Raw genomic sequence first — 12,261 nt, forward strand, 5'->3', positions numbered from 1 at the left:
TCCACGGAAGCTGCTCACCCCTCCTCATGCGAAGGCCAACACCCCATCGCACGGCCTCATTCCAAGGGATCACGCCCACTTTTGTTAGGAGTTCTTACTGCTGATGGCTGTTTCGCTGATCCCCGAGGCCGGTCAGGGCGGGGTGGGGTGGGCGGCCGGGGCTGACTGGAGCAGGAGCAGGGTGAGGTCGTCGGCCGTGGTGGAGCATCCGGTGTGGCGGTGAAGGAGGTCCAGGAGGCGGTCGAGCGCCTGGTCGAGGGTGGGGGCGCGCAGAGCAGCCAGGGCACGCTGATCGAGAGGGAAGCAGGTGCCGTCCTCGGCGCGGGCGTCGGTGAGGCCGTCGGTGTGCAGGAGCAGGCGCTGGTGGGGGAGGAGGCGAATACGCTGGATGCCCGGTTCGGGGCTTAGGCCCAGGGGCGGGGAGGGGTGTGGCGGAGGGAGGAAGGTGATGCGGTGATCGATGCGCACAGGCGGCGGGTGGCCGCAGTTGACCAGGCGTATCTCGTCCGGGCGGAGGTCGGCGAGGAGTAGGGTGACGAAATCCTCCTGGCCGAGGTCAGGGGTGAGGCAGGCATCGAGGGTGTGGGCGAGGCGGGCCGGGTCTAGCTCGGTGGCGGCGGTGTGGTGGAAGGCGGCGAGGACCGCGGCAGCCAGCGGGGCGGCGGTGGGGCCGTGGCCCTTGACGTCGCCCAGGAGGAGGCGGGTCCCGGCCGGAGCGGGTACGGCGGCGTGCACATCGCCGCCGAGTGGGGCGCCGGCGGCGGGGCGGACGCGCACGGCCAGGGCGAGACATGCCTGGTCCATCGGCGTCGGCAGCGGCCGGGCACGGTCCGTGCGCACCACCCCTCCCCCCGGCTCGAGCACGACTCGCCTCCATGCCTCATGGGCAAGCAGGCACGGCGCACTTTTCCACTTCCGGTGACGGACGGTGGGCAATGCGGCCGAAGTGCTGCGGGCGGGCCCGGCGTGGTGCTAGCACCGAGTCACCGCGGACGAGAAAGCCGCGGCGGGATCGGACAAGGGGTGGTCATGGCGGCGGAGCGGCGGGTGGGCAACCTGCCCGAAGAGACCAGCCGCATGGTGGGGCGGCGGGCGGAGCTGGAGGAGGCGGCCCGGTTGTGCGAGCGGTCGCGGCTGGTGACCGTGACCGGGGTCGGGGGCGTGGGCAAGACCCGGCTGGCCCGGCGGGCGGCGGGCGGGCTGCAGCCGCGCTTCGCGAACGGGGCGTGGTGGGTGGAGCTGTCCCCGCTCACCGCCGGCTGGGGGGCGCTGCCGTATGCGATCGCCGAGGCGCTGCCGCTGGCCGACCAGAGCACCCGATCGATGCTGGAGGTAGTGGCCGAGTACCTGGCCGGACGGGAGATGCTGCTGGTGTGGGACACCTGCGAGCACCTGGTCGAAGACTGCCGCGAGGTGGCGGCGACACTGCTGACCGTGGCACCGGGCCTGCGGATCCTGGCCACCAGCCGCCGCCCGCTCGGCCTGCACTGCGAGGAGGTGCTCGCCCTGGACCCGCTGCCGCTCCCCGAGACCGACGTCGACGAGGCGGCGGACGCGGTGGTGCTGCTGGCCGACCGGGCCACGCAGGCCGTGCCCGGCTTCGCCGTCACCGACGCCAACCGCACCGAGCTGGCCGCCCTGAGCCGTCGCCTGGAGGGACTGCCCCTCGCCCTGGAACTGGCCGCGGCCCGCCTGCGCGCGATGCCCTTGGCCGAGCTGAACAAGCGGCTGGACGACCGCTATGCCGTCCTCGGCAACACCGAAACCGAGGACCACGCCGCCGATCCGCCCTGGCACCAGGCGCTGCGCACCGCGATCGGCTGGAGCCATGAGCTGTGTACCCCGGCTGAACGCCTGGCCTGGGCGCGGCTGTCGGTCTTCGCCGGCACCATCGGCACCGAGGCCGCGCGCCGGGTGCTGGCCGACGAGCGCCTGCCCCCCCACCAGGTCCCGCACCTGCTGGCCGCCCTGGTGGAGAAGTCGATCCTGACCTGGGTGCCCACCGGGGTCGAGGAGCGGTACCGGATGCTGGACACCCTGCGCGAATACGGCGCCCACTGGCTGCGCGGCCTGGGTGAGGAACGGGCGGTGCGGCGCCGTCACCTCACCTACTACCTGCACCTGGCCCACCGGGCGGAGGCCGCCTGGATGGGACCCGACCAGATCACCTGGTACGAGCGGATGGTCGCCGAACACGCCAACCTCCGTGCCGCGTTCGACCACTGTCTCGCCGAGGAAGACGCACCGGCCGCGCTGGAGCTGGGCGGGACCCTGTGGTTCTTCTGGCACGCCTGCGGCTTCGGCAAGGAGGGGCAGCACTACCTGGAGCGGGCGCTGGCGCAGGGAACGGCGCCCGGACCGGTCCGCGCTAAGGCCATATGGGCCTGCGGGATGGCCGCCTACGGCCAGGGCGACACCGAGGCCAGCCTCCGTTACGCCGACGCCTTCCGCACGGCCGTGGCCAAGGAGGCCGACGAGACGGCACCGGTCGCCGCCGCCTTCCTGACGGCCGCCAGTCTCGCGTTGAGCGGCCAGCCGGCCCCGGCCGTGGGAGTGCTCGACGCGACGCTGCGCACGCGGCCGACAGGCGGGCGGTACGACGTGGCATGGATTCTGGCCTGGATGACCCGTGCCTACGCCTTCGTCCACCTGGGCCGGTTCGCCGACGCCGCGGTGGATGCCGCGGTCGGACGCGCCGAGTGCGCCGGGCGCGGCGAGACCTGGGTACGCACCTACGGCGACTACATCTGCGCCCTGGCCGCCCAGGGACGGGACCGGCCCGAGGAAGCCGCCGCCCACGCCCGCAGCGCCATCGCCGGCAAGCACCGGCTGCACGACAGCACCGGCATCGCCATCGCCATCGACCTGCTCGCCTCCGCGACCATCGCCGCCGGGCACGCCGAGCACGGCGTCCGCATTCTCGGCCTGGCAGACCAGATCTGGCAGACCGTCGGTACCCCCCACCTGGGTTCACCGGAACTCATCGCGGCCCGCACCGCGTGCGAAAAGACGGCCCGCCGCCTCCTCGGCGACGACGCCTATCAGGCCGCCTTCCACACCGGCTGCACCACCGCCCCCGACGCCGGCATCGCAGAAGCCCTCACCCCGCCCGGCCCCCCATCGCATGCCTCCACACAGCCCGACCCCACCGGCTGACCCCCGTCTCTCCCCCCGGCGCCGCATCCACCGATCCCTCCCCTCCCTCCCCGCACCACCGAAGATCCCACCCCCGCGCTTCCCTACAGACCCGCCGCGGTGTGCCACTGCATCGAAGGCGGCTCCAGGCCACTCGCAGCACCTCACCGACCAGCGGCATGCACCGATCCAGCCGGAAAGCATAAGGAGCACCTCACCGCAAGGCCCTCACTGCCATCAAAACTAAGGTTCTGGCTCACTTTCTGTGGTGCAAGGCAGGGGTTCCTCTGCGCGGTCCTGTTGGAGGCGCTTGAGCTGCGCCGCATCGGTCTGCTGCTGCGGAGCGACCACGTTTTCGACCGGCTCCGCAGAAGTTGGGCCAGAACCTGATTTCCGGGAGCCGTTTCACATGATGAGGGAGTCGCCATCTGACTGGGTTCGCCGTATCAGTTTGTTCTGGCGTCGCGCGGGGTCTTGCGGTGGGACCGTGAGGTGTGCCGCTGGAGGGTCGACCGGCGCGCGGCGTTTTTGCGATCTTCCGCCCTGTGGTCCCTCCCGCACAGGCAGGCGCAGCCGGCTGATGCGGGGCTGGGGCAGGGGGGAGGCGGTCAGGGTGGGGTTCTACAGGACGGGCTGGGCGGCGGGTGAGATGCCGGAGGAGACCTCGAGCTTCGTCGGCCGGCGGGCCGAGCTGCTCAAGACCGGCGGCGCCCTGGAGGAGGCCCGGCTGGTGACGCTGACCGGGGTGGGTGGGGTGGGCAAGACCCGGCTCGCCCTGCGCGCCGCGGCCGAGTCGCGCGCGGCTTTCCCCGACGGGGTGTGGCTGGTGGAGCTCTCCCCCCTGCCCCCCGGGCAGCGCGACAGCGAGCTGATCGCGCTGACGGTCATGGAGGCGCTGCGGCTGGCGGACCGGACCACTCGCCCGGCCACCGAGGTGGTGTGCGAGTGGCTGGCCGGCAGACACCTGCTGCTCGTCCTGGACTGCTGCGAACATCTCATCCCCGCCTGCGCCCACCTCGCCGGGAAGCTGCTGACCGCAGCTCCCGGGCTGCGCATCCTGGCCACCAGCCGCCAGTTTCTGGGCATCCGGAGCGAACACGTGGTGACGGTGCCCCCGCTGCCCGCCCCCGGGCCGGACCGCCCGCCGGCCGGCGCCGGGCAGGGGGAGGACGCGGTGGCGCTCTTCACCGACCGGGCCGCCCACGCTGCGCCGGGCCTGGCCGGCGACCTGGCGGCCCGTGCGGTGGTGGCGGACATCTGTGCCCGTCTGGAGGGCATCCCGCTGGCGGTCGAGCTGGCCGCCGCCCGGCTGCCCGAGCTGACCCTCACCCAGCTCCGTGCCCATCTGAAGGCCCGCTTCGAGGTGCTCGCCGCCGACCCCGACGCCTACGGCGACGGCGAGCCGCGGCACCAGGCGCTGCGCACCACCATCGGCTGGAGCCATGAGCTGTGTGCGCCGCTGGAGCGGCTGCTGTGGGCCCGGCTGTCCGTCTTCGCCGGTGGTTTCGACCAGGAGGCAGCGCAGGCGGTGTGCGCGGGCGGGCCGCTGGCCGCCGCGGACGTGCCGCGGCTGCTGGACAGTCTGGTGGGCAAGTCGCTGCTGCAGCGGCGGGCGTATGTGACGGGGCTGGTGCGGTACACGATGCTGGACACGGTGCGCGAGTTCGGCGCCCAGTGGCTGGCCGGGCTGGGCGAGGAGCGGGCCACCGCCCGCCGCCACCGCGACCATTACCTGGGCCTGGCCCGGCGGGCCGATGCCGCCTGGATCGGCCCCGGTCAGGTGGCCTGGTACGCGCGCGCGGTCGCCGAGCACGCCAACTTCCGCACCGCTCTGGACTTCTGCCTGACCGAGGACGAGGGGCAGGCCGCGCTGGAGCTGGGCGGGGCGCTGTGGTTCTTCTGGTTCGCCTGCGGGTACGCCCGGGAAGGCCGCCGCTACCTCGACCAGGCCCTGGCCCGGTGGACGGACCCCGGCCCGACCCGCACCAAGGCAGTCTGGGCCTGCGGCATGGCCGCCCTCGTCCAGGGCGACACCGACACGGCTACGCGGCTGGGAAGGGAGTTCCGGGCCGACGCCGAGGCGGCGGGCGCCCCGGCGATGCTGACCGCCGCCGCCCACCTCGACGGCGCCGCTCTGCTGCAGTGCGGACAGCTTGCGGAGGCTGCCGCAGTGATGGATGCGGCGCCGCCCTACACCCGGGACCACGGCAGCGACTACGCCGGGGCGCGCCTGGTGCTGTGGGCGATCCGGGCGTATGTCTGCATGGCGCTGGGTGAGTGTGAGGACGCCGTCGCGATGGCCGACGCCCTGCGCGCGGAGTGCGACCGGCGCGGCGAGCGGTGGGCCCGCGCCTATGCCGACTACAACCAGGCGCTGGCAGAGCGCGGACTCGGCCAGACGGAGGAGGCCTCCGGGCACGCCCAGGCCGCCCTGAAGAACAAGGCCCTGCTCCACGACAGCCTCGGCACCGCGCTAGCCGTCGACCTGCTGGCCTCGCTGTCCGCGGACAGCGGCCACGGGCAGCGGGCGGCCCGGCTGCTCGGCGCCGCCCAGCAGATCTGGGACACCCTCGGCCGCCCCCAGGCCGGACTGCCCGAACTCACCGCCGCCCGCACCGCCTGCGAGCGGCAGGCACGCGAAGCCCTCGGGGACGCCGCGTACGAGGCGGCCTTCCGCGAAGGCCTGCAGACCAGCATCGACGAAGGCCTCGCCTACGCCCTGCACCAGCCCTGAAAGGCCGGAAGCGCCGTCGTTCGCCGACACATCAGTGGAAGCGGGCCCGCCCACACCTGTGCCTGAGCGCGCCGACCAGCGAAAGACCATTTACCCTGCGGTCCGGACCACGGACGGGACTTCAGGGCCGATCACCATCGCCCGCCCCCGCGCCCACGTGATCGTGCGGGGTTCTCCGTGTCCTGCGCGTGTTGAGCGTAGGGCGCGACTCGAACGGCAGACACCCGACCACCGACACCGCGCTACTCGAGGACGCCCGGTTCCGTGTCCGGGCGGCAGTGCGGGCAGGCCTCCACGCCCTTCGTCAACGCCCGCACTGCCACCTCCCGCGGTACGCCCCTCACCCGCTTGTCCGCCATGTGGCAGCCGCCCGCGTGCACATACACCGCTGACGCCCGTCCGCCCAGGCTCCGTTCCACCATCCAGTCCGGCGCCGCCGGCCGCGCCGCGGCACCTCGCTCCCGCTCCTCCGCCGCCTTCCATCGGCGCACCTGCGCCGGATGCTGCTCGGCGACGCGTTCGGCGAAGGCCAGCAGCTCCAGACGGGACGACGGACAAGAATCGGTCATGCATTCGATTTTAGGTGGCCTGGTCACTCGGCATGGCAGGGGGCGGGCTGCTCCGGCTGTGGCCCCGGTGTGCTGTGGTCGGGGCGCGTGGTGCGGTCCGCGCACGTGTGCCGTACCGGGGCGGTCCGGACAGGTGCTGGCCCGCGCTCGCTCGATCTGGTGAACCCGTCGCGGATGTGACCGCTGGCCCGAGTGGCTTGGTGACCATGAAGTTGGAGACTGGCTGCGCAGCCATTGCGCTGGCTGTCTCCGGTGAATACGCAGTCCGCCAACCGCGCATGCGAAGCAGCCCCGGCATGGTGCCCCATGCCGACAGGCCAGATCGCCGTGTACCGGATCCGTCACTCCAAAGAGGCAGGACAGACCGCATGCTGCTCTACACCGACACCATCAATGGCGATGAACTCTTCAGCGACGCGTTCCCGGTCAAGGAGGCCGGTGCTGCCTACGAGGTCGACTGCCAGATGATTCAGGTCAAGTCAGGCGTGGACGTGGACATCGCAGGAGACGGCCAGGATGAGGAACCGGACGAAGGCGCCTCGACCGCCAACAACGTGGTGGTGTCCTTCCAGCTGCAGCAGACGTCATTCGACAAGAAGTCGTACATGACGCACATCAAGGGCTACATGAAGGCACTGGAGGCCAAGCTGAGGGACACCGATCCCGCGCGCCTCAACAGTTTCAAGGAGGAGGCCGGCGCCCTCGTCAAGGCAATCCTGGGCGACTTCGAGAAGTACGAGTTCTACACCGGCCAAAGCATGGATCCCGACGGCATGGTCGCACTCCTCAGCTACCGGGCAGACGGCACCACCCCGTACTTCACCTTCTTCAAGGACGGTACCAAGGTACAAAAGCTGTGAGCGATTCCCCATGATTCCCCTGCATGGGAATAGAGCCGGTCCTCAATCTGTGCACTGATGGGCGTGCGTCACCTTATTTACCCACCAAAGAAACCACCTTTCACCGCCCTGTAATTGGTGCGGCGGCAGGGCTGATGCGTTCTCAGCTGGCGAGATGAGCTGATCGCCTGCGTGCGCACCGCTGCGTGCGGTTCGCCCGGTTCGGCAACGAGGGACGCGACCCCTGATGATCAAGATTGTCGAAGCCTTTGATCACGAACAGGGGTCGCGTTCGCGTGCCGTCTTCCCTGATCGGTGTCCTGCAGCGCCACTGCGAGGACATCGACTCCGCCTGCCTGGATCCGGAACCGCAGCAGTTCACCGCCCTGGCCGAAGTGCTGGGGCGGATACCCGACCCCCGCCGGGTCCGGGGCCGCCGTTACCGCCTGGGCTCCCTGCTCGCGCTGTGCCTGGTCGCCACCCTCGGCGGAGCCACGTCCCTGGCCGCCATCGCCCGCTTCGCCGCCGACACCGATTCCGACCTGCGCGAACAAACCGGGCCGGCCTCCAGCCCCCCAACGCCTCCACACCGGGACGGCTCCTGGCCCGCCTGAACGGCGACGCGCTCGACGACGCCGTGGGCACCTGGCTCGCCCGGTACGCCGCCGACCCGGTCGACGAGGCCGATGGCACGCTGGTCGGTCCGGCCGTGGACGGCACGACGGTGCGCGGATCCCGCACCGACGGCGCGGCCGTCCACCTGCTCGCCGCCGCGCTCCACGCCTGCCAGACCGTGATCGCCCAGCGCCAGGTCACCGCGAAGAGCAACGAAATCCCCGCTTTCGCCCCACTGCTGGACCGGATCGACCTGCGCGGCGTCGTCGTCACCGCCGATGCGATGCACACCCGGCGCGCCCACGCCGAGCACGTCATCGCCGCCGGCGGCCACTACCTCCTGGTGGTCAAGGACAACCAGAAGAAGCTGCGCAAGCAGCTGCGACACCTGCCCTGGCGCCAGATCCCGCTGCAGGCCCGCACCACCGGGGCCGGGCACGGCCGCCGCGAGGTCCGCCGGCTGAAGGTCTGCACCGCCCGTCCCGGCCTGCTCTTCCCGCACGCCGTCCAGGCCCTGGAGATCAAGCGCCGCGGCACCAACCTCACCACCGGCAAGGCCGAGACGAAGACCGTCTACGCAGTCACCAGCCTCCCGCCCGACCAGGCCGGCCCGGCACAACGCGCCGAACTCGCCCACGACCACTGGTCAGTTGAGGCCTTGCCCCACGTCACAGACGTGACGTTCGGCGAGAACGCCTCACGAGTGCGCACCGGCACCGCACCTCGCGCCATGGCCACCCTGCGCAGCCTTGCCATCAAACTCATGCGCCAAGCAGGCCGGACCAACATCGCCGCCGCAGCCGATCACTACCGGTCACGCCCCCAGCACGCGACAGCCATGCTCCCACTCACAGCCTGAGAACGCATCGCCCCTGGCACGGGCAGGCGCACAGCAGCGCCCTGGTCCTGTGCTCAGGACCGACTCGAGGCCGCTGCGCTTCCCGGACGCTCGGGCCCGGTGCGGGGGCCACTTCTGGTCCCGCCTCGGCCGGTACCGGTCACGGCTCTACAGGCCGCTGGTCCTCTTGCGCGGCAAGGCGCGCTTGTGCGGGTGCGGCTGCTGTTTCCGGCCGTGCCCTGTGCCGTGGTCCAGACCCCGCTGCGGCACGCTTCGGCCTTTCGTGTCGCGGTTCCAGGAAGGCCGGCGTGCGGCGGGCACAAGAGGTCTGCAAGGGCGAGGTGCACCAGCTGTTGGCAGGGGTGGGCAGGTGTTTCCTGTGTGGTGTCCGGGATGGTTTTTCTGCTGGCCAGGGGCGTGGACGGGCTGGTGGAACGGGCGTAGTCTTTTCCTTTGAGAAAAGGTCAGTCCCGCTTATTTCGCCGTGTGGCGGAGGTGCCCGGACCCTGCGGCCGTCATGGACGACGGACGCCGCATGATGGGGGTCCGCTATGGTCACCACCGAGCGCGAGGTGCGCATCGCGCAGGCCGTGTCCGATCTGGCCCACCGCCCGGCGGATGCGGATCCGCTGGAGCTGATGCACGATCTGACCGGGCACGCGGTCGCTCTGCTGGCGGTGCGCGGCGCGAGCATCACCGTCCTGGACCACAGCGTCGTCAGCTATGTCACCGCCTCCGACGAGACGTCGCTGCGTCTGACGGAGGACCAGATCATTCTGGACGAGGGGCCCTGCCTGGACAGCGCCCGTACCCGCACGGCGCTGGCTCCGACCGATCTGGCCGCGCACTGGCCGCATTTCGCTCCCCGGGCCCGCGCGGAGGGCGTCACCGCGGTGGCCGCGGTGAGCCTGCGCCTGCCCCAGATGCTGTTGGGCGCGCTCAACCTGCTCCTGACCGATCCGTCCTCCCTCGATGATGGGGACATGGAGTTGGCGCAGATGCTGGCCGACACGGCCGGCTACACGCTGGCTCACCGGCGGGAGCTGGCCGACACCGCCGGCGTCCTGGCCCAGCTGCAGGCCGCGCTGGACGGCCGCATCGTCGTCGAACAGGCCAAGGGAATGCTGGTGGGCCGCTTCGGCATCTCCATGGACCAGGCCCTGACCGGCCTGCGCGCCCACGCCCGCGCCCAGCAGCAAAGGCTGACCGACCTGGCAGCCCAGATCGCCCGCGGGAAGATACCGGCTGAGTTCCACCCGGTCCGGTGAAGCCCCCCCCGGCACTGCCGGCCCCTTCGTCTCCTGTCTCCTTGCCGCCTCGCCCACGGGCAGAAAAGCGTGCTCCGGTCGGGAGCCGGACGTCGACCGGCTGCCCATCGGAGCACGTGATGGCCCATGACGAGTTCACCCGCCTCCTGCACCGCCTGCATCAGGCCGCCCTGGACGGACGCGACCTGTCCGCCGCCTCTGCGGCCACGGCCGCCCGTCTGCTGCACCTGCAGGCCCTGACCCTGAGCCTGCGCGCCGCCTCCGGCACGCTGGAGCCGCTGTGGGGCACCACTGCCGACGGCCTGGGTGCCGGCCTGGAGGAGTGGCAGTACACGCTGGGCGAGGGCCCCACCGTGGACGCTGCCCGCACCGCCAAGGCCGTCACCGAAGCAGACCTGACCACCCCGGCGGCCGCCCAGCGCTGGCCGGTCTTCACCCCCGCCGCCTGCGACACCCCCGCCCGCGCCGTCATCGCCGTCCCCCTGCGCCTGGGCGTGGCCACCGTCGGCACCCTGACCGGCTACCGCACCACCCCCGGCCCCTTCACCGTCGTCCATCGACTCGAGTTCGACGCCTTCGCCCGCACCGCCTTGAACCTGCTGCTCAACACCCAACCCGACACCCTGGCCGACCCCACCGGCACCGCACCGGGACCGGATGTGTCCCTGCACCATGCCGAGATCCACCAGGCCACCGGCTTCCTCAGCAGCCGCCTGGACATCACCATCGAAGACGCCCTGCTGCGCCTGCGCGCCCACGCCTTCAGCCACAACCGCCCCCTGAGCGACGTCGCCCACGACGTCCTCGCCGAACGCCTCCACCTCGCCCTCGATCCCTGACACCACCACAAACCCGCAGCCCTCCGGGGGCGCAAAGAGCCGTGGGCCAGACCACCGGCACGCAGCCCGTGCCGGACAAACCAAACACACGCCACGGCATACGAAGCCGGGCTGCCGGCCAGACGCCTGCCGTCGGCCCGTACAGCGGACGGCCGCGCCGGGGTGGGCCGCCTGCGAGACTGACCGGCATGAGCCCCCAGGCGACCGCACAGGCCGCGCAACGGCTGCGGGACACAGACACGGACATGCTCCGCATCGCCCAGGCGCTCACCGAGCAGCGCCTGGTCCTCGCACGGGTGCGCCGGCTCCTGGACGCCGTCGCCCAGCGCCTGGCGGACATCGAGCATGTCCTGCTCCACCCGGCCGGCGCCGCACCGGCTGCCTCTACGCGCGACAAGAAGGGACGGGTGCGGGTCCCGGCCGTCCAGGGGGACAAGCGCCAGGGCCCGCCGGGGTGCTGGTCGCAGACGACGTGACCAACCGGCCCAACGACGCACGAACGCTTCCCGTTACCCCCGCTCCACTCCCAGTGCGCGCAGCGCGCCGCGCTGTGCGCCGGTGAAGGGCGGCACGACGCTGCTTCTGGTTGGCGAACCGGACCCCAGCTGTGCTGCTGTTCCTGGCCGTCGACGACGGCCTCGATCGTGCTGCGCGGGATCGTCCGGCCGGAATCCTCGCACTCCCCCCGCTGCGCCAGAGCCGCAAGCCCGTGCTGGAAGGCCGATGACGCCTTCCCCGCACTCTTCCTGCGGGTCCGGCCCGCACCGTCAGGCGGGCCGGACCACGCGCCTGGGTCAAGTCGTGCCCTCCGGCACACCGCCAAGCGGTGAAGGCCGGCCGAGGCGTCTGGGACGTTGTCTCCACGCTGGCGCCGCACGGCCGTGAGCATCATCCGCAGCACGCCGCGGTGTCCGCTACGCCGTACGGACGTGCCGCGCCTGGACGGCCGGCCCGCCACGTCGCCCCGGGGCGGCTGTGAGGCGGTCCTGCATTTCGACGGGGGCGGGGGTCTGGCGGGCAGGTACGGGGGCGAGTAGATATAGCTTTCAGGTCAGTGCGTGGCCGGGTGGTCTCCACCCAGTCCCCGTGCGTGCTTCTTCCGGTTGCGGTCGCTGACACCGACGATGCGGAAAGCGCCTTGACCATGCCTGCCCCTGCCTCTGATCCGCCGAGTGGGGAAGAACCCGCCGTTCTTCCGCGTGAGCGGCGCGTGACGGCCGCGTTGATCGACCTGGCCGATGTGCTGGTCGCCGACTTCGATCCGGCGGAGTTCCTCTACCGGGTCACCGAGCACTGCATGGACCTCCTCGACATCAGCGACGCCGGGGTGATGCTCGCCGCGGCCGGCGCACCCCTGCAGCTGGTGGCCGCCTCCTCGGAGCGGATGCGGGCGGTGGAGCTGTTCGAGCTCGACGCCCGCACCG

At 71.8% G+C, this 12,261-nt stretch carries 10 protein-coding genes and 1 pseudogene; 9 read left to right on the top strand and 2 right to left on the bottom strand.

What is annotated here, in order from left to right; all coding sequences use genetic code 11:
* Positions 1-132 precede the first annotated feature (132 nt).
* Positions 133-864, bottom strand: a complete 732-nt coding sequence (locus IE271_RS38935) for a PP2C family protein-serine/threonine phosphatase (RefSeq protein ID WP_190195181.1) — start codon at positions 862-864, stop codon at positions 133-135.
* Between the two features lie 165 nt (positions 865-1,029).
* On the opposite strand from IE271_RS38935, the gene IE271_RS38940 reads away from it, so the two are divergent.
* Together IE271_RS38940 and IE271_RS38945 are read left to right on the top strand one after the other, a co-directional pair.
* Complete coding sequence (locus tag IE271_RS38940) at positions 1,030-3,156, top strand: ATP-binding protein (protein WP_190195182.1); 2,127 nt, start codon at positions 1,030-1,032, stop codon at positions 3,154-3,156.
* 592 nt (positions 3,157-3,748) lie between these two features.
* A complete protein-coding gene (locus IE271_RS38945; protein WP_190195183.1) occupies positions 3,749-5,869 on the top strand; it encodes an ATP-binding protein in 2,121 nt (706 codons plus the stop codon).
* A gap of 242 nt (positions 5,870-6,111) precedes the next feature.
* On the opposite strand, the gene IE271_RS38950 is transcribed toward IE271_RS38945, so the two are convergent.
* On the bottom strand, positions 6,112-6,438 hold the full coding sequence (locus IE271_RS38950; protein ID WP_190195184.1) for a DUF6233 domain-containing protein: 327 nt from the start codon (positions 6,436-6,438) through the stop codon (positions 6,112-6,114).
* A gap of 368 nt (positions 6,439-6,806) precedes the next feature.
* Between IE271_RS38950 and IE271_RS38955 the strand changes: the two genes are divergently transcribed.
* The 7 genes and pseudogenes from IE271_RS38955 to IE271_RS38980 form a co-directional block, all read left to right on the top strand.
* A complete protein-coding gene (locus tag IE271_RS38955) occupies positions 6,807-7,298 on the top strand; it encodes a translationally-controlled tumor protein (RefSeq protein WP_190195185.1) in 492 nt (163 codons plus the stop codon).
* Positions 7,299-7,573: 275 nt separating this feature from the next.
* Complete coding sequence (locus IE271_RS42995; protein ID WP_229919919.1) at positions 7,574-7,891, top strand: transposase family protein; 318 nt, start codon at positions 7,574-7,576, stop codon at positions 7,889-7,891.
* Complete coding sequence (locus tag IE271_RS38960; protein ID WP_229919920.1) at positions 7,888-8,751, top strand: ISAs1 family transposase; 864 nt, start codon at positions 7,888-7,890, stop codon at positions 8,749-8,751. The genes IE271_RS42995 and IE271_RS38960 overlap by 4 nt, the downstream gene beginning before the upstream one ends.
* A 530-nt stretch (positions 8,752-9,281) precedes the next feature.
* Positions 9,282-9,998, top strand: a complete 717-nt coding sequence (locus tag IE271_RS38965) for an ANTAR domain-containing protein (protein ID WP_190195187.1) — start codon at positions 9,282-9,284, stop codon at positions 9,996-9,998.
* Between the two features lie 119 nt (positions 9,999-10,117).
* Entirely contained in the window at positions 10,118-10,837 is a 720-nt protein-coding gene (locus tag IE271_RS38970; protein WP_190195188.1) for a GAF and ANTAR domain-containing protein, read from the top strand.
* Positions 10,838-11,025: 188 nt separating this feature from the next.
* A complete protein-coding gene (locus IE271_RS38975; protein ID WP_190195189.1) occupies positions 11,026-11,313 on the top strand; it encodes a hypothetical protein in 288 nt (95 codons plus the stop codon).
* A 734-nt stretch (positions 11,314-12,047) separates the two neighbouring features.
* Positions 12,048-12,261 (top strand): annotated as a pseudogene (locus tag IE271_RS38980) (RNA-binding protein); the annotation flags it as partial.

The organism is Streptomyces minutiscleroticus (genome assembly GCF_014650875.1).
Lineage (GTDB): Bacteria > Actinomycetota > Actinomycetes > Streptomycetales > Streptomycetaceae > Streptomyces > Streptomyces minutiscleroticus.

Coding starts and splice junctions, on each gene's coding strand:
- IE271_RS38940 (WP_190195182.1), top strand. CDS start 1,030: ATGGCGGCGGAGCGGCGGGTGGGCAACCTGCCCGAAGAGACCAGCCGC.
- IE271_RS38950 (WP_190195184.1), bottom strand. CDS start 6,438: ATGACCGATTCTTGTCCGTCGTCCCGTCTGGAGCTGCTGGCCTTCGCC.
- IE271_RS38970 (WP_190195188.1), top strand. CDS start 10,118: ATGGCCCATGACGAGTTCACCCGCCTCCTGCACCGCCTGCATCAGGCC.
- IE271_RS38975 (WP_190195189.1), top strand. CDS start 11,026: ATGAGCCCCCAGGCGACCGCACAGGCCGCGCAACGGCTGCGGGACACA.
- IE271_RS38955 (WP_190195185.1), top strand. CDS start 6,807: ATGCTGCTCTACACCGACACCATCAATGGCGATGAACTCTTCAGCGAC.
- IE271_RS38965 (WP_190195187.1), top strand. CDS start 9,282: ATGGTCACCACCGAGCGCGAGGTGCGCATCGCGCAGGCCGTGTCCGAT.